Origin of the sequence: Pelagibius sp. (assembly GCF_028289705.1) — a bacterium.
Classification (GTDB): Bacteria; Pseudomonadota; Alphaproteobacteria; order Kiloniellales; family Kiloniellaceae; genus Pelagibius.
The window spans coordinates 1-19,475 of record NZ_JANQOI010000015.1 but is presented as its reverse complement, the minus strand read 5'-3'; the positions used below and the strand labels follow the sequence as shown (position 1 = coordinate 19,475).

19 protein-coding genes are annotated in these 19,475 nt (G+C 67.6%); 11 read left to right on the top strand and 8 right to left on the bottom strand.

Annotated features, from left to right (window positions below):
* Positions 1 to 105 precede the first annotated feature (105 nt).
* The 3 genes from Q0996_RS01510 to Q0996_RS01500 are packed head-to-tail and all read right to left on the bottom strand — an operon-like array spanning position 106 to position 2,261.
* A complete protein-coding gene (locus tag Q0996_RS01510; protein ID WP_299615284.1) occupies positions 106 to 831 on the bottom strand; it encodes an efflux RND transporter permease subunit in 726 nt (241 codons plus the stop codon).
* On the bottom strand, positions 828 to 2,027 hold the full coding sequence (locus tag Q0996_RS01505) for an efflux RND transporter periplasmic adaptor subunit (RefSeq protein WP_299615282.1): 1,200 nt from the start codon (positions 2,025 to 2,027) through the stop codon (positions 828 to 830). The genes Q0996_RS01510 and Q0996_RS01505 overlap by 4 nt, the downstream gene beginning before the upstream one ends.
* A 30-nt stretch (positions 2,028 to 2,057) precedes the next feature.
* Complete coding sequence (locus Q0996_RS01500; protein WP_299615280.1) at positions 2,058 to 2,261, bottom strand: hypothetical protein; 204 nt, start codon at positions 2,259 to 2,261, stop codon at positions 2,058 to 2,060.
* A 256-nt stretch (positions 2,262 to 2,517) separates the two neighbouring features.
* Here Q0996_RS01500 and Q0996_RS01495 point away from each other — a divergent pair, with 256 nt between their 5' ends.
* Together Q0996_RS01495 and Q0996_RS01490 are read left to right on the top strand one after the other, a co-directional pair.
* Entirely contained in the window at positions 2,518 to 4,209 is a 1,692-nt protein-coding gene (locus Q0996_RS01495; RefSeq protein WP_299615278.1) for a hypothetical protein, read from the top strand.
* A gap of 155 nt (positions 4,210 to 4,364) precedes the next feature.
* Positions 4,365 to 6,116, top strand: a complete 1,752-nt coding sequence (locus tag Q0996_RS01490) for an adenylate/guanylate cyclase domain-containing protein (protein WP_299615275.1) — start codon at positions 4,365 to 4,367, stop codon at positions 6,114 to 6,116.
* Between the two features lie 33 nt (positions 6,117 to 6,149).
* On the opposite strand, the gene Q0996_RS01485 is transcribed toward Q0996_RS01490, so the two are convergent.
* Complete coding sequence (locus tag Q0996_RS01485) at positions 6,150 to 7,058, bottom strand: LysR family transcriptional regulator (RefSeq protein WP_299615273.1); 909 nt, start codon at positions 7,056 to 7,058, stop codon at positions 6,150 to 6,152.
* A 189-nt stretch (positions 7,059 to 7,247) separates the two neighbouring features.
* Here Q0996_RS01485 and Q0996_RS01480 point away from each other — a divergent pair, with 189 nt between their 5' ends.
* Together Q0996_RS01480 and Q0996_RS01475 are read left to right on the top strand one after the other, a co-directional pair.
* Positions 7,248 to 7,841: a GNAT family N-acetyltransferase gene (locus Q0996_RS01480; RefSeq protein ID WP_299615271.1), complete on the top strand. Its 594-nt coding sequence runs from the start codon at positions 7,248 to 7,250 to the stop codon at positions 7,839 to 7,841.
* Positions 7,838 to 9,025: an MFS transporter gene (locus tag Q0996_RS01475; protein WP_299615270.1), complete on the top strand. Its 1,188-nt coding sequence runs from the start codon at positions 7,838 to 7,840 to the stop codon at positions 9,023 to 9,025. The genes Q0996_RS01480 and Q0996_RS01475 overlap by 4 nt, the downstream gene beginning before the upstream one ends.
* A gap of 119 nt (positions 9,026 to 9,144) precedes the next feature.
* On the opposite strand, the gene Q0996_RS01470 is transcribed toward Q0996_RS01475, so the two are convergent.
* Together Q0996_RS01470 and Q0996_RS01465 are read right to left on the bottom strand one after the other, a co-directional pair.
* On the bottom strand, positions 9,145 to 9,894 hold the full coding sequence (locus Q0996_RS01470) for a cobalt-precorrin-6A reductase (RefSeq protein ID WP_299615268.1): 750 nt from the start codon (positions 9,892 to 9,894) through the stop codon (positions 9,145 to 9,147).
* Positions 9,887 to 10,981 (bottom strand): cobalt-precorrin-5B (C(1))-methyltransferase, encoded by a 1,095-nt coding sequence (locus Q0996_RS01465; RefSeq protein WP_299615266.1) that lies wholly within the window; start codon positions 10,979 to 10,981, stop codon positions 9,887 to 9,889. The genes Q0996_RS01470 and Q0996_RS01465 overlap by 8 nt, the downstream gene beginning before the upstream one ends.
* Positions 10,982 to 11,054: 73 nt before the next feature.
* Here Q0996_RS01465 and cobA point away from each other — a divergent pair, with 73 nt between their 5' ends.
* The 7 genes from cobA (at position 11,055) to Q0996_RS01430 (ending at position 18,761) form a co-directional block, all read left to right on the top strand.
* A complete protein-coding gene (cobA, locus tag Q0996_RS01460) occupies positions 11,055 to 11,894 on the top strand; it encodes a uroporphyrinogen-III C-methyltransferase (protein ID WP_299615264.1) in 840 nt (279 codons plus the stop codon).
* A complete protein-coding gene (locus tag Q0996_RS01455) occupies positions 11,891 to 13,255 on the top strand; it encodes a cobyrinate a,c-diamide synthase (protein WP_299615262.1) in 1,365 nt (454 codons plus the stop codon). Before cobA ends, Q0996_RS01455 begins: the two co-directional genes overlap by 4 nt.
* A 314-nt stretch (positions 13,256 to 13,569) precedes the next feature.
* Positions 13,570 to 14,403, top strand: a complete 834-nt coding sequence (locus Q0996_RS01450) for a mechanosensitive ion channel family protein (protein WP_299615260.1) — start codon at positions 13,570 to 13,572, stop codon at positions 14,401 to 14,403.
* A gap of 40 nt (positions 14,404 to 14,443) precedes the next feature.
* The gene (locus Q0996_RS01445; protein WP_299615258.1) at positions 14,444 to 15,202 is read left to right on the top strand and encodes a DUF4197 domain-containing protein; all 759 of its coding nucleotides are present in this window, start codon (positions 14,444 to 14,446) and stop codon (positions 15,200 to 15,202) included.
* A 49-nt stretch (positions 15,203 to 15,251) separates the two neighbouring features.
* A complete protein-coding gene (locus Q0996_RS01440) occupies positions 15,252 to 17,306 on the top strand; it encodes an AsmA family protein (RefSeq protein WP_299615256.1) in 2,055 nt (684 codons plus the stop codon).
* 65 nt (positions 17,307 to 17,371) lie between these two features.
* Positions 17,372 to 17,839: an LEA type 2 family protein gene (locus Q0996_RS01435; RefSeq protein WP_299615255.1), complete on the top strand. Its 468-nt coding sequence runs from the start codon at positions 17,372 to 17,374 to the stop codon at positions 17,837 to 17,839.
* Between the two features lie 142 nt (positions 17,840 to 17,981).
* Complete coding sequence (locus Q0996_RS01430) at positions 17,982 to 18,761, top strand: DUF2189 domain-containing protein (RefSeq protein ID WP_299615253.1); 780 nt, start codon at positions 17,982 to 17,984, stop codon at positions 18,759 to 18,761.
* A gap of 125 nt (positions 18,762 to 18,886) precedes the next feature.
* Here Q0996_RS01430 and ccoS read toward each other — a convergent pair whose 3' ends face one another.
* Both ccoS and Q0996_RS01420 read right to left on the bottom strand, forming a co-directional pair.
* Positions 18,887 to 19,057: a cbb3-type cytochrome oxidase assembly protein CcoS gene (gene ccoS / locus Q0996_RS01425; RefSeq protein ID WP_299615251.1), complete on the bottom strand. Its 171-nt coding sequence runs from the start codon at positions 19,055 to 19,057 to the stop codon at positions 18,887 to 18,889.
* A partial coding sequence (locus Q0996_RS01420) for an HAD family hydrolase (RefSeq protein WP_299615248.1) occupies positions 19,054 to 19,475 on the bottom strand: 422 nt, incomplete at its 5' end. The genes Q0996_RS01420 and ccoS, both read right to left, overlap by 4 nt.

Sequence of the window (19,475 nt, the reverse complement as noted above, 5' to 3'; positions counted from 1 at the left end):
CGAGTAAGGGATCCAGGTGATTGCTGAGGTTGTGGGTACATACCTGGGGGCGCAATAATACTCTTGCGCATGTAAACAGTATGCTGTGGGTGGGGTGGATGGCTTTCAACACGGCCGCCAGTAGATGGAGTCGAAATTGCCGCTCGGCTCGATGACCACGCCGTAGCCGCCGATCTCCACGCGCCCGCCGGGCAGGATGATGTTCTGCGCTTCCAGGGTCGCCACCAGGTCGTCGGGCGAGAGGCCATAGCGGGCCAGGCGCGCGTTGGTCGTCTCCAGGAAGATGCGCTCGCGCTGCACGCCGTGCAGCTCGACCCGGCGAATTCCTTCCACGGCATAGAGCTCGTCGCGGATGTCGCGGGCGACCTTGCGCATCTCCTCGAAGGAGAAGCCCTTGGCGGTGAGGGCGATGGTGGCGACATTGACGTCGCCGAAATCGCTGTTGACGAATGGCCCGATGGTGCCCTGAGGCAGGCTGGTGCGAACCTCCGCCATCTTGTTGCGCAGGTTCTGCCAGATCGGCGCCATCTCGAAGAACTTGTCGTAGACGACGACGTGAACGATGGCGATGCCGGTCTTGGAGCTCGACTTGATCTTCTTGACTTCGGGGATGCGGCGGATCTGCTTTTCCAGCTTGCGGGTGATCAGGTTTTCCACCCGCTCCGGGGACATGCCAGGGAAGTAGGCGGCGACCACCGCCTCGCGCACCGTGACCTCCGGATCCTCCTTGCTGGGAAAGCTGGTGAAGGAGAGCAGGCCGACAATGGCCAGCAGGACGACCACCAGGGCCGTCACCCGGCTGTTGTCGAGGGCGAAGCCGGTGAGGTTCATTGCTCCGCTCCGGCGCCGTATGGCATCTCTGCTCCCATCAGGCGGACGGTCTGGCCGTCGTTCAGGAACTCGACGCCGGCCGCCGCGATCACGTCGCCGCTGCGCAGGTCGCCGGAGATCTGCACTTCGTTGTCATGGAGGTCCTCGATCATCACCGCGATCCGCTGGACGGTCGAGGTCTTCGCATCGAAGCGGAAGACGTAGTAGGTCTGCCCCTCGCCGGAGAGGATCGACCACATCGGCACCATCAGGCTGTCGCCACTCGGCGCGGCAAGGCCGGCGCTTTCGGGACCGGCGCTGTTGGGGCCGGCGCTGGGAAAGGTGAAGACCACCTCGGCCGATAGGCCCGCGCGCAGTTGCTTGGGGACCCCCTGCAGGGCGACGGTGACCGGAAAGGCGTTGGCCTCCACGGCCCGGTTGCCGATCTCGGTCACCACACCGGGGAGCGAGAGGCCGGCGTCGCTGGGAAATGTCACGGTGACACGCTGTCCCTGGGCGATCTGATTGATCAGCTCCGGCGGCACGCGCAGCGTCACCTTGAGGCCGCGCTCGCCGCTCAGTTCGAAGAGCGGCTCGCCGGCGGAGACCTGCTCGAAGGCCTCGATGACCTTCTTCGAGACGACCCCGTCGAAGGGCGCGCGCAGGGTGGCCAGCTTCAGGTCGCGGTGCCGCAGATTGAGCTGCGCCCGGCGGGCGCCGACCTGGCTCTTCGCGGCGTCATGCCCGGCGACCGCCGTGTCCAGGCGTGCCTGGGCGATCCAGCCTTTCTGGAAAAGCGCTTTCTGCCGCTCCAGGTTCTGGACCTCTTCCTTGTAGACGGCATGGGCGGCGGCGACCTCGGCCTCGGCATTGCGCACCTGCAGCAGGAAGGGCTCGCGGTCCAGCTCTGCCAGGATATCGCCGGCCTTCACCCGGTCGCCCAGGCGCACGTGCAGCTTTTCGACGCGGCCCCCGACCTCGAAGCTCAGGGCGGTCACGTCGACGGGCTCGACGATCCCGGCGATCCGCCGCTGCTGCGCGGCGATGTCCGGGGACAGGGTCACCCATTTGATGGACCGCACCACATTCTTGTCGGCGTGGGCGGGCTCGTCGCAGGCGCTCGGCAGCATCGCGAGCGCCAGGAGGCCGAACACCCGGCCGATGGTTTTGCCAGGGCCGCTCCAGGGCGCTGTCTTGGGGGATGGTGCTTCGGTCATGGTCGGGCGTGCTCCGGAAGGGCGTCGAAATCAGCGTTTGGTCGCGGTCTGCGACGGCGACGGGCGGTAGGCCGTCTCGGGTTGCGAGCCGGTTGGGTGGGACTTGGCAAAGGGTCCCGAGGGGGCCGGCGCCGAGAACTGAAAGGACAGGCTGCTCAGGTCGTTGGCGACCCAGCGCCCGTCGGCGCAGGCGGAAAGGAGGAGAAGGCTGATGACTGCAATCGCTGCGCGCATGATGTGTCCCCTTTTGGCTTGGCGTCTTTCCGCGCCGTTGCACGGGCTGGCCGTGCGGTGCGGCGGATGACCGGGACTATGGCGATTCAGGGGCGGGCGCAGCAGTTTGTTACGGTAAGTAACGGCGGCGTCGACAGCCCGCTAACCGGCTGCTACCCTTGCGATTAGTCGATGCAGTTAGGCATTTTGCCGAGGATTTCCCGATGGGCCCAGGGGGCTTGAGCGGGGTCTGAACGGGGGATAGTGGGAGAGGGCGATGGCCCGCGGGGATCAATCTCCTTCAGTACCTGCCGGCGATCAAGCCGGCCCGGGGGAGACCGCGGTTCGCGAACAGCTCGCCCGCATCCAGGGCAGCGCCGACTTCGCCCAATCCGAGCGTATGAAGTCTTTCCTGGGATTTGTCGTCGAGGAGACCCTGGCGGGGCGCGCCGAGGCGCTGAAGGAATACACCATCGCGACCCAGGTCTTCGACCGCGACGAGACCTTCGATCCACAAACGAATACCATCGTACGGGTGGAGGCCGGCCGCCTGCGGCGCCGGCTGGAGCGCTATTACCTGACCGAGGGCAGCGACGATGCGGTCCGGATCGACCTGCCGAAGGGAAGCTATGTCCCTTTGTTTCGGGCGACCCAGCCGGCACCGCCGCCGCCGGCTGCGGCGAGCCGCCAGGATCGTCCGGGGCAAAGTGAGGCGCGCGACGACGAGCAGCGGGACGTTGCCACGGAGCTGCCCACCGGCCCCTCGATTGCGGTTCTGCGCTTCGAGAACATGAGCGGCGATCCCGGCCAGGACTTTTTCGCCGACGGCGTCAGCGAGGAGATCATCAACGATCTGACGCGCTTTCCGAATCTGCGGGTGGTCTCGCGCCACTCCACCTTCAAATACAAGGGCCGGCACGTCGACGTTCGCGAGGTCGGTCAGGACCTCGGGGTGCGCTACGTCCTCGAAGGCAGTGTCCGCAAGGCCGGCGATATGATCCGGGTCACCGGGCAACTGACCGACGCCGTCGACGGCGGGCACCTCTTCTCTGAGACCTACGACCGCGATCTCTCGGGCCAGAGCATCCTGGACATACAGGATGACATCGCCGACCGCATCGTTGCGGCTGTCGGCGCCCCCCACGGGGTGGTGGGGCGGGCCGCCTTGCGGCGCTCCCGCGGCAAGGCGGCACAGTCGATCGGCGCCTACGACGCGGTCATGCGCTTCTACGAATATCTGGCCAACGCGTCGTCTCAGGCTCACAAGCCCGTGCTCACTGCGCTGGAGCAGGCGGTGGAGTTGGACCCGGGCTATGCCTCTGCCTGGGCGGCGCTTGCCTCCGTCCACCTGGATGCGGTGCGCTTCGGCTTCAACTCAGGCTGGGAAGGCAATCCGCTGGACCGGGCCCTTCAGGCCGCGCAGCGGGCGGTGATGCTGGAGCCCGACAGCTCCATGGCCTATCACTTCCTGTTCACCGCGCATTTTCATCGCGGTGAGCTCGACGACTTCCGCGCAACGGGGGAGCGGGCCGTCCGTCTCAATCCCAACCACACCGACATGCTGGCGGACTACGGCTTGATGCTCGCCCTGACCGGCGAGTGGGAGCGCGGCATCGCTCTGGCGCAAAAGGCCATTGCGCTCAGCCCCACCCATCCCGGCTGGTTCCACTGCGCCGCGGTTGCCGACCACTACCGCAAGGAAGAGTTCGAGGCCGCCCTGGCCGAGGCCAAGCAGATCCAGATGCCGGAGTTCTTTGCGAACTTCATGATGCTGGCCATGTGCTATGGCCAGTTGGGGCGCGACCGTGAAGGGCGCAGTGCCTGCGACAAGCTGCTGGAACTGGCGCCGGACTTCTCTGAGCGCGCCTGGGATTTCCTGGCGGCCTGGAACATGTCAGAGGAGCTGTCCGGGCAAATCGTCGATGGCCTGCGCAAGGCCGGCCTGCGCATCCCTGACCGGCCCGACTGACGAAACCCCGGCTCACGAGGCCCCGGGGCGCGTAACGTAACTCACCGTGACTGTCTCCCCTTGGCGGGCGCCCCCTGCCATAGTGGGATCAACAGCAGACAGATCAACCAGAAGATTCCGCTATTATGTTGAAAATACAGAGGAAACTTGTGGCGGTGCTGGCCGGAGACGTGGTCGGTTACAGCCGCCTTGTGGGGACCGATGAGGAACAGACGATCCAGAACTGGACCGCCTGCCGGGAATACATCTGCGAAGTCGTGAGTGACTACCAGGGCCGTCTGTTCAACACCGCCGGCGACAGTCTGGTCTTCGAATTCGCCAGCGTGCTCGATGCCCTGCGCTGCGCGGTGGAGATCCAGCGCTTCCTGCGTGACGTGAATTCGGGCGTGCCCGAGGAGCGGCAGCTTCTGATGCGTTTCGGCCTGCATCTGGGCGACCTGGTGGTGGACCGGGAGAACTATCTGGGCGACGGCATCAACGTGGCCGCCCGCCTGGAATCGCTGGCCAAGCCGGGCGGAATCTGCGTTTCGGACATGGTCTACAGCAACGTGGCGAACAGCCCGGAGTTCACATTTGAGGATCTGGGCGACCGGGAGCTGAAGAACATCGCCCGGCCCATGCGGGTCTATCGCCTCGCCCTGGACAAGGTCGAGACGGCTTCGATGACCCAGGCGGCCGAGAAAAGCGCGGAGGTTGCGGCAGACGACCTGCCCACGGTCGCGGTGCTTCCCTTCGACAATCTCGGCGGCAATCCGGCGGACGACTATTTCGTCGATGGCCTGACCGAGGACATCATCACCGCCCTTGCCGCCTGGCGCTCCTTTCCCGTGATCGCCCGCAACTCCACCTTCGCCTACAAGGGCAAGTCCCCGGACGTCCGCACCGTCGCCCGCGATCTCGGTGCCCGCTATGTGCTGGAAGGCAGCATCCGCAAGGACGGCAATCGGGTGCGCGTCAACGTGCAGTTCATCGACGCCGCCAACGGCCACCACCTCTGGGCCGTCAAGTTCGACCGCGAGCTCGAAGACGTCTTCGCCCTGCAGGACGAGATCACCCACCACATTGCGGCGACGGTGGCGCCGGAGGTGGAGCGGGCCGAGCGGGACCGGGCCAGCGCCGTGCGGCCCAAGGACATGACCGCCTGGGCCTATTGCCTGAAGGGCCGGGCCCTGTTGGAGGAATTCACCGCCGAGGGCAATGCCTCCGCCCGCGAGATGTTCGAGAAGGCCATCGCCCTCGATCCTGCCTACGGCGAGGGTTATGTCGGGCTGGCCTTCAGCCATCAGCGCGATCTCTGGTTCGAGTTTACGCGGGGCCGTGAGCAGACGATCCAGGCCCTGCTCGCCGCCGCGCGCCAGGCGGTGACCATCGATCCGGCGAACTCCGAAGCGCACTGCATTCTCGGCTTCGGGATGATCTGGGACCGCCAGTTTCACCTCGCCATCGCCGCCGGCGAGCAGGCGGTGCAGCTCAACCCCAGCAACGCCACCGCCTTCGCCCAGCTCGGCATCGCCAGCAGCTTCGCCGGCCGGCCCATGGACGGGATCGCCCATCTCGAGCGCTCCCTGCGCCTCAATCCTCAGGATCCACGCATTCACTTCAGCATCACCATGGTGGCGCGGGCCCATCTCAACGCCCGCAATCCCGAGGAGGCCGCGCGCTGGGCCGAGCGGGCGACCCACCGGCGCGCCGACTATCCGCTCGGCCATCTCGTGCTGGCCTCGGCCCTGGGCCACCTGGGCCGCCGGGAAGAGGCGCGGGCGGCCTTGTCGGAATGCGAGCGCCTGGACCCCGGCTTCGCGCTGCGCTGGGCTCTCAGGCCCATGTACAAGGACCCGGCCGACGACCTCTATTTCCTGGACGGCCTGCGCCTGGCGGGCCTGGAAACCACCGCCGAGATCGCCTGATTACCGGCAGGTTGCCCGCTATCGGGCGCGCGATCAGGCAATCTGGCGTAGCGCCTTGACGGTTTCGCGCAGGCCCTTGGCGAGGATCTTGTCGCGGCGCATGACCAGCGCCAGGGTCCGGTTGAGCTTCGGCGACAGCGGGCGGGAGACCAGGGGGCTGGCTTGGCCGTCATTACGGACGCTGCTGCGCCCGGCATCGCGCACGGCGATCTCCGGCAGCACGGCACAGCCGAGCCCGGCCCCCACCAGCTCCTTGATGGCCTCGACGTTGCCCAGGTCCATCACCGGATTGAGGGCGATGCCGGCACGGGCGAGCCACTCGTCGACGACGCGGCGCGTGTTACCGCCGGCTTCGTAGAGCACCAGCGGGCGCTTTGCCAGAACGGCCGGGGTGACGGTCCTGGGCAGAGGCTCGCCGTCGACGGCGGCCACGGCGACGAAGGCGTCCTCGAGCAGCGGGGTCACGGCGAACATGCGCCCGGGGGCCGGCAGGGTAACCAGGCCGAGGTCGAGGCGGTTCTCCTCCAGTGCTTTCAGCATGTCTGCCGTGTTGCCGGTCCGCACGGTGATCTCCAGTGTCGGGAAGCGCTGGCGCAGGTCCCGCAGGATCGGCGGCAGCAGGTAGATGCAGGCCGTCGCGCCGGTGCCGATACGCACCCGCCCCAGGGCGCCGCTGGCATGAGCGGCCATCCCGTCGAGGGTGGCGGAGACCGCCTCTTCGATCTTCCGGGCATGGTCGAGGAGCTCAATCCCCGCAGCGGTCGGCGTGGCGCGCTTGCCCACCCGCTCGATCAGGCGAACCCCGATGCGCTTCTCCAGCTCGCGGACCTGAAGGCTGACGGCAGGCTGGCTGAGCTGCAGGCGGTCCGCCGCCGCCGAAAAGCTGCCGCGGGCGATCACTTCCGAGAAGGTCCGCAACTGGTCGAGTTTAAGGCCACGCATCGATAAGAATTCCTCATGGATTACATCAGAAAATAAAGATTTTTAAATGTAAATCCAAGCTGCAATATGGCCATCGAGCGGCTGCCGCTGCCCCGCAGTTCGCCGTCTCCCAGTTTGCCGCGCATGGGTCGCCGCCCGCCCTTTTGTCACGCCGGGCCTCCAATCCCGAGGTCTGGCAAGGAGACCGTCATGGAGCTTGTCTACCCTGCTTTCGAACCCGGTATCGGCAATCGGATCGTCCGGGTGCGCGATGCCCGGACCGCCGACATGCCGGCGATCCAAATCATTTACGCGCGCGAGGTCACCCAGGGACTGGCGAGTTTCGAGGAGGCGCCGCCGGCGGTCGGCGAACTTCTGGCACGGCACGCCCGGATCCTGGAGCAGGGCCTGCCTTATCTGGCGGCGGAGCTGGACGGCCAGCTCGTCGGTTACGGCTACGCCAGCGCCTATCGGCCACGCGCCGCCTACCGCTACACCGTCGAAGACTCGGTCTACGTGGCGGCGGGGGCGCAGGGCAGGGGGGTCGGCCGGGCCCTGCTTTCCGCCTTGGTCGCCCGCTGCGAGGCCGGCCCCTGGCGGCAGATGATCGCGGTCATCGGCGACAGCGCCAACCGGGGCTCCGTCGCGCTGCATGAACGGCTTGGATTCCGCCGGGTCGGCACCTTGACGTCCGTCGGGTTCAAGTTCGGGCGCCCGGTCGACACGGTGCTCATGCAACGCGCACTGGACGGCGGAAGCGATGGCGCGGCCCAGGGCAACGGACCGGCGGCTGCGCCGGGATGATCGCGCGGCGGACGGTCGCCTGCCTGGCCGTCTCGCAGCTCGTCTGCTGGGGCGTTTCCTACTATCTCATCGGCGTCTTCGGCGAGCGAATCGGCGCCGAGCTGGGCTGGAGCCGGGCTCTGGTCTTCGGCGGCTTCTCGGCGGCGCTGGTGGTTATGGGACTGGTGTCGCCGGCGGTCGGGACGCTGATCGACCGATTTGGCGGCGGCCGCGTCATGGCCATGGGATCGCTGCTCTCGGCTTGCGGTTGCCTCTGGCTGTCGCTTGCGCAGGATCTCGTCGGCTACTACGGGGCCTGGATCTGCCTCGGCCTGGCAATGCGCGCGACCCTCTACGAGGCGGCCTTCGCGGCCTTGGCGCGTATCGGCGGGCCGTTGGCGCAGCGGCCCATCGCCCAGGTCACCTTGCTCGGCGGCCTTGCCTCCTCCTGCTTCTGGCCCCTCGGCCACCTGCTGGCAGAGAGTTTCGGTTGGCGCGGCGCGCTGCTGTGCTATGCCGCCTTTGCCCTGTTCACCCTGCCGCTGCACCTCGCGATCCCGTCCCGCCGCCACGATGCGGCAGAGGCCGCAGAGCCGGCGGTGCCGTCAGAACCCGTGGTCTCGGGTCGCAATGGCCACATTCAGATCGCCCTGCTCTATGCCGTCATCATGAGCCTGACCAGCGCCCTCAGCTCGGCCATGTCGGCGCATATGATCGGCCTGCTGAGCGAACTCGGCCTGGCGGCGGCCCTGGCGGTCTCGGTTTCGGCGCTGCGCGGCATCGGCCAGTCTCTCGCCCGCCTGGCGGAGGTGCTGTTCGGCGGCCGCCTCCACCCCGTCACCCTGAACCTCCTGGCGACCCTGGCTTTGCCGTGCTGCTTCGTCATCGGGCTGGCCGGCGGTGGCCATCTGTCTGCTGCGGCGGTCTTCGCCTTCGTCTACGGCGCCGGCAACGGCATCATCACCATTGCCGGCGGCACCATGCCGCTGATCCTCTTCGATATCCGCACCTACGGCGCTATCGTCGGCTGGTTGCGGGTGCCGAGCTTCCTTCTCTCCGCCATGGCTCCCTTTGCTTTTGCCGCGCTGCTCGAAGACTTCGGCGCTGAAGCCGTGCTCTATCTGTCCATCTTCCTCTCGCTCGTGACCCTTGCTGCGGCCGTTGCCCTCAGGACCTTGGTGATCCGGCCGCAGCGTTCTGCCTAGAGTGTTTCGACTTACGTCGAAGCGGTTCCAGCCCGCTCCCCCACCCGGCCACCCAGCGCAAGTATCCTAGTGGGTGGCCGGGTGGGGGAGCGGGCCGGTGCCGTCAAAACGTCAAGGGCCTAGGTTCGTGCCGCGATCCAGGCCAGAGCGTCCTCGACGCTGGTCACGGTCTCCGCGGCGTTGAATGCGGGGCGGTCGATCATCACCACCGGCAGGCCGAGGGCGCGGGCAACCGCGATCTTGGGATAGGTGGCCTCGCCGCCGCTGTTGCGGGTGACCAGCGCTCCGATGCGGTGCTCCAGCAGCAGGGCTCGCTCCCCCTCTTCTTCGAAGGGGCCGCGGTCCAGCACTACTTCGCAGCGCGCCAACGGTAGCGCCTGGCGCGGGCCGTCGACCATGCGCACCAGGAACCAGGTCTCGACCAGGGGTGCGAAGGCGGCCAGTTCCTGGCGGCCGACCGACAGGAAGACGCGCTCGGCGAGGCCCGGCACGGCGTAGGCCGCTGCATCTGCATCGGCAACACTGATCCAGCGGTCGCCCTCGACGGCCTGCCAGGGCGCGCGGCGCAGCAGCAGGCGCGGCGTGCCGCTGCGCCGGCAGGCATCGGCGGCGTTTTCCGAGATGCGCTCGGCAAAGGGATGGGTGGCATCGACCAGCAGGTCGATCCGCTCCTCGGCCAAGTAGCGCGCCAGGGCGTCGATGCCGCCGAAGCCGCCGATCCGCAGGGACCCGGGGATCGCCTGTGGCTGTTCGGTGCGCCCGGCGAGGGAGGAGATCACCTCGACCCCGTCCTGGGTGACGAGTCGTTCGGCGAGAGCGCGGGACTCGCCGGTGCCGCCCAGCAAAAGGATGCGCCGCCGACTAGCCATGAGGGTACTTGGGGCTGGCGCCGACGAGGGTGCCGCCGCGGTCGAAGATCAGCACCTCGATCTCGGTCTCGCCGTCCAGCACGCCGAGGGCGGTGCCGCGGGCCCTTGCTGCAACGGCATCGGCCAGCGGCAGCTTGGCCTCGGCTGCGAGGTCCAGCACCTGCTTGGCCGTGTTGGCGCCGCGGGTCTCGGCAAGGAGCTGCGGTTTGGCGCCGAGCGCCTCCAGGATCTCAGCCAGCAGGTCGAAGTCCACCTGGCTGCGTCCGGAATGCAGGTCGAGATGCCCCGCCGCCAGCTTGCAGAGCTTGCCGAAGCCGCCGGCGATGGTGAGCCGCGGCAGCGGGTGGCGGCGCAGGTACTTCAGCAGGCCGCCGGCGAAATCGCCCATGTCCAAGAGCGCCGTCTCCGGCATGTCGTAGAGCCTCTGCACCGCCGCCTCGGAGGTCGATCCGGTGCTGGCGGCGGCGTGATCGATCCCGGTGGCCCGGGCGACGTCGATGCCGCGGTGGATGGAGTGGATCCAGGCCGAGCAGGAAAAGGGCACCACCACGCCGGTGGTGCCGAGGATCGAGAGCCCGCCGAGGATGCCGAGGCGCGGGTTCCAGGTCTGCTTGGCCAGCTCGGCGCCGTTGTCCACCGAGATCTCGACCTCCAGATCGCCGGCATCGCCGTGTTCGGCGGCGACCTCCGCGACCACGGCCTGCATCATCTGCCGGGGTATCGGGTTGATGGCGGCTTCCCCCACCGGCAGCGGCAGCCCTGGTTTGGTGACCGTCCCCACGCCCGGTCCGGCCCTGAAGGTGACGCCTTGCCCGGCGGCGCCCCGGCGCACCGTCGCGCCGACCAGAGCTAGGTGGGTCACGTCGGGGTCGTCGCCGGCGTCCTTGACGATGGCGGCGGAGGCCGCGTCCCGGCCGAGGGCCTCCCGCGCCAGTGCGAAGGCCGGCTGCTCGCCCTTCGGCAGGGTGATGGTGACCGGGTCCGGGAACTGTCCGGTGAGCAGGGCGGTATAGGCGGCCTTGGTTGCCGCCGTCGCGCAGGCGCCGGTGGTCCAGCCGCGCCGCAAACTGCCTTCGGGCTTTCGCATGATGTCGCTATTCTACAAATCGCGGCTTTTCCTTGACTAGGCTGCCGAGCGGGCGCTGTCTAGACTGCGTGTTATGACCCCTCTGTCCGCATCCCTTCCCGTCTTTCAGCCCGGAACGGTCTGGCTTGTCGGTGCCGGTCCCGGCGATCCCGGGCTCCTGACCCTGCATGCCATGAACGCCCTGGAGCAGGCCGATGTCCTGGTTTATGACGCGCTGGTCGGCGAAGCGGTTCTGGATCTCGCCAAGCCCGGCTGCGAGCGCATCTATGCCGGCAAGCGTGGCGGCCGGCCCTCGCCGGTACAGGCGGATATCTCCCAGCGGCTGGTGCGCCTGGCCAAGGACGGGCGGCGGGTGCTGCGCCTCAAGGGCGGCGATCCCTTCGTCTTCGGCCGTGGCGGGGAGGAAGCCCTCGCCCTGGTCGCCGCCGGCGTTCCCTTCCGCATCGTGCCCGGCATCTCCGCCGGCATCGGCGGCCTGGCCTATGCCGGGATTCCCGTCACCCACCGCGACACCAATTCCGCGGTGACCTTCCTCACCGGCCATGGCGTCGGCGGCGAGGTGCCCGACGGGATCGACTGGGCGGCGGTGGCCAAGGGCTCCCCGGTGATCGTGCTCTACATGGCCCTGAAGCATCTGGCCGCCATCGCCGCCGCGCTGATGGAACAGGGGCGCCGCCCCGGTGAACCGGTGGCCATCATCAGCCAGGCGACCCTGCCGAGCCAGACCGTGCTGGAGACCAGCCTGGGCCGCTGCGCCGAGGAGGCGTCGGCGCGGGGCATCGAGCCGCCCTGCATGGTGGTGGTGGGCGAGGTGGTGCGCCTGCGCCAGGGGCTCGACTGGCAGGGCGCGGCCGAGGGGCGGGTTCTGCACGACGATCCCCTGGGGCTGCGCCGAGGGCGCGACAGCGCATGACCGCCGGCCCGGCCGGCCTCCTCATTGCGGCCCCAGCATCGGGCAGCGGCAAGACCATCGTAACCCTGGCGCTGCTGCGGCACCTGCGCCACCGCGGCCATCGGGTGGCTTCCATCAAGGTGGGCCCGGACTACATCGATCCGGCCTTTCACGAGGCGGCCACCGGGCGCGCCTGCCTCAACCTCGATTCCTGGGCCATGCGCGAGCAGACCCTGGCGGCGGCCCTACGGCAGGCGGGCAGCGATGCCGAGCTGATCGTCGGCGAGGGCGTCATGGGATTGTTCGACGGGGCGGTCGTGCGCGATCGCTACGGCCTGCCTGCCGGCTCGACAGCCGCGCTGGCCGCGCTGACCGGCTGGCCGGTGGTCCTGGTCGTGGACTGCCAGGGTATGGGCGCTTCGGTGGCCGCCTTGGCGAAGGGCTTCCAGGGCTTTCACGAGGCAGTCAGGGTGCAGGGCGTGATCCTGAATGCGGTGGCCTCCGACCGGCACGAAGGCCTGTTACGCGAGGCCTGCCACGGGGCGGAGCTGCCGGTGATCGGGGTGCTGCGGCGCGATCCGGCTTTGCAGCGGCCGTCGCGCCACCTGGGGCTCGTTCAGGCCGGCGAGGACCCGGCCCTGGAGCCGTTCCTCGACACGGCGGCCGACCTGCTGGGGCAGCGGATCGACACCGCGGCCTTGCTGGCGACGGCCCGTCCCGCGGTCTTGAGCGGCGGGGCTTCGGATCCTCCGCTACCGCCGCTCGGCCAGCGTATCGCGGTGGCCCGGGATACCGCCTTTGCCTTCAGCTATCCCTTCGTGCTCGACGCCTGGCGCCGGGTCGGTGCCGAGATCTCCCTCTTCTCTCCCCTGGCGGACGAGGCGCCGGACTCCGAAGCCGACGCGGTCTACCTTCCCGGCGGCTACCCCGAACTGCACGCCGAGACCCTGGCCGCCAACCGCCGCTTTCGCGAAGGGGTCACGGACGCCGCGGCGGCGGGGGCGGTGATCTATGGGGAGTGCGGCGGCTATATGGTGCTCGGCCGGGGCCTGGAGGATGGGGAGGGCCGGCATCACGAGATGCTGGGCCTCCTGCCCATGGAAAGCTCCCTCAGGAACGCACGGCGCAGCCTCGGATACCGGCACGCAAAGCTCCACAGCGCCGGGGCGCTGGGGCCGGCCGGAGCCACCTTTCGGGCCCACGAGTTCCACTACGCCAGTGTCTCGGCTGCCGGTGGCGAGCCCCTTTTTCAGGTGGCCCTGGCCTCCGGCGAACCCGGTGGGACAGCAGGGCAACGCCTGGGTGCGGTCATGGGATCGTTTCTGCACCTCGTGGACAGCGAGAATCGAGCCGATAAAACAACTTACGGCCGAGAAACATAAATCTTAAGGTTGTAATCGTCACAGAATTGTTTTTGGATTGCGGTGACGAAAGGCGGTCTAGTCCAGGCACCTTTCAGGCAATACGCCGTGGGTCCCAGGGGATATCGCCTACGCGAAGCATTCAGTTTTACTTTGCCAAACGTTTAGACTAGCAAAGGGAGCGGCGATTGGGACGGGCTGCAGGGCCTTGGGGACTCAGCCGCGGCCATTCGCCCATGAAGAGGATGCAGAAAAACGAGCGCGCGGGGGGCTCAGCCTGCGAAACGGGCTGGGATCGGATCGTGCGCCGCGAGACCAAGTCTGGGGAGCGTTAGATGGAAGAGTCGGTTACCGGAGTGTGGGACCTGGTTGTGGGGCTGGTCACCAGCTACGGCCTGAGCGTCATTGGCGCCATCGTCATCCTGATCGTCGGCTTCATGGTCGCCGGTTGGGTGAAGGCGGCGGTTACCAAGGCCTTGAGCAAGGTTCAGAAGGTCGATGAAACCCTCAGGACCTTCTTCGCCAGCCTTGCCTACTATGCGGTGGTGGTCTTCACCGTCGTCGCCGTGCTGGCGCAGTTCGGGATCGAGACCACCAGCTTCATCGCCGTGCTGGGCGCGGCGGGTCTGGCCATCGGTCTGGCCCTGCAGGGCACGCTCAGCAATGTCGCCGCCGGGGTCATGCTGCTGCTCTTCCGCCCCTTCAAGATCGGCGATTACATCGAAGGCGGCGGTCTGGCCGGCACGGTCAAGAGCATCACGCTCTTCGTCACCGAACTGGCGACACCGGACAACGTGCAGATCATTGCGCCCAACTCCCAGCTCTGGGGTTCGGCGATCAAGAACTACAGCTTTCATGCGACCCGCCGCGTCGATCTCGCCATCGGCATTGCCTACGAGGACGAGATCGACCGCGCACTGGCCGCCTGCCTGGATGAGGTGAACAAGGATTCCCGGGTTCATGCCGACCCGGCACCGATGGCCGCGGTAACCGACCTGGGCGACAGCTCGGTGAACCTCGTGGTGCGCATCTGGTGCAACGCGGCGGACTACTGGGGCCTCAAGTTCGATATGACCAAGAACCTGAAGAACCGGATGGATGTGGAAAACATCTCGATCCCCTATCCGCAGCGCATGGTCCACACGATCACCAGCGCCGCAGCGGAGTAACCGGGGGCGCCAGGGGCGCCACCATGGCCAGCAAGTCCCGATGGCATGGGCCGCCGGGCTTGCGCTTCTGTTCCTGGCCGTGAGCTTTGCGGCGTTGCCGCAGAGCGCCGCCGCCCAGGGCAGCCTGTTCGACAAGGCCAAGGACCTGCTGAACGGCGACAGCAGCGATCCGGCCGATGGCCTCTCGGCGGCGAGCCTCAGCGAAGCCGAGATCGGCGACGGTCTTCGCGAGGCCTTGCGGGTAGGCACCGAACGGGTGGTCGACAAGCTTGGCCAGGACGACGGCTTCAATGCCGACCCCGACGTTCATATCCCCTTGCCCGACTCCCTTCAGAAGGTGCAGAAGGCTCTGCAGGCGGTCGGCATGTCCTCTCTCGCCGACGACCTGGAACTGCGCCTGAACCGGGCGGCGGAGCAGGCCACGCCGCAAGCCAAGCAGATCTTTTGGGATGCCATCTCGGCCATGACGCTGGACGATGCCAAGCGAATTTACGATGGGCCGGAGGATGCGGCGACGCGCTACTTCCAGGACAAGATGACGGCGCCGCTGTCCGATGCCATGCGCCCGGTCATAGATGATAGTCTGGCCGATGTCGGCGCCATCGCCGCCTACGAGACCATGATGGGGGAGTACGGCTCCCTGCCGTTCGTGCCCGATGCCAAGGCCGATTTGACGAGCTACGCTCTGGAGCAGGCACTGGACGGCCTGTTCACCTACGTGGCGCGCGAAGAGGCGGCGATCCGCAGCGATCCGGCGAAGCGCACGACGGAAATCTTGCAGAAGGTGTTCGGGGGATAACGGCGCGGTCCCTGGCGGATCGGCGCTTTGGTAGGAGGTTTCGAGCGACATGAAGAAGTTATTGATCGGCCTGGGCGTGCTGGTGGTCCTGTTGATTGCCGCCGTCGTCATTATCCCTCTGGTGGTGCCGCTGGAGAGCTACAAGGGCGAGATCCAGGCCCAGGCCAAGCAGGCGACCGGGCGCGACCTGCGCATCGACGGGCCGATCTCCCTCTCCCTCTTTCCGGCGATCGCGGTTTCGGTCGAGGACGTCGGCATCTCCAACGCCCCCGGCGCCAGCGCGCCGGAGATGGTGACCATCGAGAAGCTCGATGTCGCCCTGCAGATCCTGCCGCTCATCGGCGGCGAGGTGGCGGTCGACCGTTTCATCCTGGACCGCCCGGTGATCAACCTGGAGGTCGACGCCGACGGCAAAGCCAACTGGGATCTCCAGACCGGCGGATCGGCGCCTGCAAGCGATGGCGCCGCTGCCGACAGCAGCGGCTCGGAAAGCGGCAGCTCGGCCGTCAGCGAGATCCGGCTTGGCGAGGTGCGCCTGATCGACGGCAGTCTCTCCTATATCGACCGCCGGAGCGGCCAGGAAGAGCGCGTCACTGCCATCAACATGGAGCTTTCGCTGCCGTCGCTCTCCGCCCCCTTTGCCGCCGAAGGCTCTGCCGTCTGGAAGGAGGAGACCATCACCCTCTCCGTGGATGCGGAGAACCCCAGGAACCTGATGTCCGGCGAGCCCAGCAACCTGGCCATGAAGGTCGAGGCGGCGCCGGTGACCTTTTCCTTCGATGGCGCGGCGCGCAACGCGGGGGAACTGGGCCTGCAGGGCCAGCTCGGTCTTGCCATCCCCTCGATCCGCGGGCTGGCGGCCTGGACCGGCAACCCCCTGGATTTCCCCGGCGAGGGCCTGGGCCCCTTCAACCTGGAGGGCGTGCTTGAGATGATGGGCGCCAAGGTGGCGCTGACCGAGGCGAAGCTGTCGATCGACGAGATCTCCGGTGAGGGGCTGTTCTCCGTCGACGGCCGCGGCGCCAAGCCCATGATCAAGGCGGAACTGACGGTCGACCAGCTCAACCTCAATCCCTACCTGCCGCCGGAGGGCGGGGAGGCTCCGGCCGGTGCTGGCGGTGGTGCCACGACGGGCGGGTCAGATGCCGCTTCAGACGGCGCCGGCGGCGACTGGAGCGACGAGCCCATCGACGTCTCCGCCCTCGGCGCCCTCGATGCCGATCTCGCGTTCAATGCGGGCGGCATTCAGTTCCAAAACGTCAAGATCGGCCAAAGCAGCCTCGCCGTCCTGCTGAAGGACAGCAAGCTCACCGCCGACTTGGCGGAAATGCAGCTCTACGAAGGCAGCGGTAAGGGCCGGATCGTGGTCGACGCCAGCAGCGGCAAGCCGGACTTGGCCGCCGACTTCGATCTGGCCAATTTCCAGGCCGGTCCCTTCCTCGCCGATTTGGCGGACTTCGACCGTATCCTGGGCACCACCGAGACAAGGCTGGCGGTGACCGCGAGCGGCGGCTCGCAGCGGGAACTGGTGTCGAGCCTGGCCGGCGACGGCGCGGTGGTCTTCAAGGACGGCGCCATCAAGGGTATCAATCTGGCGGCGATGATGCGCAACATCTCTGTGGCGGCCATCGACCAGTCCTTCGACGACGCGCAGCAGACCGACTTTGCCGAGCTTTCCGGCACCTTCCAGATCGACAAGGGGATCGTGTCCAACAAGGACCTGTCCCTGGTCGCCCCGCTTGTGCGCATGACCGGCGAAGGTACGATCCCGCTGCCGCCGCGCACCGTGGACTACGAGGTCAAGCCGAAGCTGGTGGGCTCCCTGGAGGGCCAGGGCGGCGCCTCCGATCTGGCCGGTATCGCGGTGCCCATCAAGGTGACCGGCCCCTGGCACGATATCTCCTATCGTCCGGACCTGGCCGGCGCGCTGACCGACCAGATCAAGGATCCCGGGGCCCTGCTGGAAAAAGTGCCGGATGGCGACTCGTTGAAGGACGCCACCGAGGGCGGGGCCAAGGGCCTGCTCGATAAGTTGGTGCCCGGCTCAGGCGGCGACGGCGACAGTTCGCCGCTCGACCTGAAGAAAGGCCTGTTCGGCAATTGAACGGCGCAACGACGATCTGCAGGCAGAAGCCGGCGACCTGGTTCCGGGGGGCGGCGTGTTGGCTCGTGCTGCCCCTCGTCCTGGTTCTGCTGGCGGCCTGCAGTTCCAGCGCGCCGCTGCCCCCGCAGGTGCGGATCACGGATCTGCGCCTCTTGGACAGCGGGGCCTTCGAACAGCGCTTTCAGATCGATCTGCGCATCGGCAACCCGAACGACTTCGCTCTGCCGCTGGACGGCCTGACCTTCGACCTGGATGTCAACGGTGCCGACTTCGCCAGCGGCTTTTCCAATGAGTCGGTTACCGTGCCGCGGCTCGGCGAAGCGGCGCTCTCGGTGATGGCATCGACCACCGTGATCGATCTGGTGCAGCAGTTGGTGCTGTTGGCGGAGCGCGGCGATCTCACCTACCGGGTCCGGGGCATCGCCTATCTGGAAGGCCTGACCCGGCGCCAAGCGCCTTTCGTCACCACCGGCGCCTTCCGCCTGCTGCGTGAGCAGGAGATCCGCGCCAACTCCTGGTCCGATTCCCGCTGACATGGATCGCCGCCGGCTGACCGGCGGACACACACCGCCAGCAGCCTTCCGATCCGCCGGACGGCGGGCTATGATGCCGCTCGGGCCTGGGTAGGGCGCCCTCAACGAATGCAAGAAGAGCCCGGTTTCGGGAGGAGGCGTCATGACAGTAACCGATGGCAGTCCGCAGTCGGCAATTCCGCCGGTGCGCCGCTTGGAGATGGAACGGCCCTGGTCCTGGCTTGCCGCCGGCTGGCAGGATATCTGGCAGGCGCCGGGGGTCAGTCTCGTCTACGGCGCCATCTTCTGCCTCGTGTCCTTCGCCATCACCGCCGGCGTGCTGCTGGCCGATCTCTCCTATCTGCTGCTGCCGCTGATCGCCGGCTTCATGCTGGTCGGCCCCATGCTCGCCGTGGGCCTCTACGAGACCAGCCGGCGCCTGGAACGGGGCGAGCCGGTGACCCTGGGTTCGGCGCTTTTCGTCGCCACCCGCTCGCCGATGGGCCTCGCCTTCCTGGGCGTTTCCCTGATGATCGTGCTGCTGATATGGATGCGCCTGGCCACGCTGCTGTTCGCGCTGTTCCTCGGCACCCTTGAGTTTCCGCCGCTGTCGGAGATGGTTCCGACGCTGTTGTTCACGGCCAACGGCCTCTTGCTGCTGATCGTCGGCAGCCTGGCCGGCGCCGGTCTGGCCTTGGTCGTCTTTGCGGTCAGCGTGATCTCCGTGCCGCTGCTGATGGAGCGGGAGATGGACTTCGTCACCGCCATCGTCACCTCCATCCGGGCGGTGCGCACGAACCCCAAGCCGATGCTGCTCTGGGCCTGGCTGGTGGCGCTGCTCACGGCCTGCGGCCTGGTCACCCTCTTCGTCGGGCTGATCGTCACCTTCCCGCTGGTCGGCCACGCCACCTGGCACGCCTACCGCGATACGGTTGGGCGCTGAAGCGCGTTCGACTTACGTCGAATCGGTTCCGGCCCGCACCCCCTCCCGGCCACCCAATGCGATTATCATAGTGGGTGGCCGGGAGGGGGTGCGGGCCGGCGCCGTCAACACACAAACGGCGCTAGCTAACGATCCTTGGGTTTTTGCGACTCGTCCTCGTCTTCGTCGAGGAGGATGCGGTGGGCGGCGCCGTCCAGGTCATCGAACTGGCCGCTCCTGAGGGCCCAGAGGAAGGCCACAAGGCCCAGCAGACCCAGGAATAGCGCGACGGGAATCAGATAGGCCAGGGCGCTCATGCCAGCTCACCCCGCTTCTTCAGGTTCAGGCGCAGGGCGTTGGCGGTGACCAGGATCGAGGAGGAGGACATGGCGACGGCCGCGATCAGCGGCGTCACCAGCCCGGCGACGGCAATCGGCACGGCAATGAGGTTGTAGAGCAGGGCCAGGGCGAAATTCTCGACCACCAGGCGGCGGGACGCGCGGGCGGTATCGAGGGTTTCGACCAGCGGGGCGAGGCGCTCGCCCTGGAAAATGATGTCGGCAGCCACCTGGCTGACGTCGGCGGCATCGGCCGGCGAGAGGGAGGCGAAGGCCGCGGCCAGGGCCGGGGCGTCGTTGAGGCCGTCGCCGATCATCGCCGCCTTGCGCCCCTCGGCGGCCAGCGCTTCCAGGCGGGCGATCTTGTCCGCCGGCCGGCAGTCGCCGTGCCAGACCG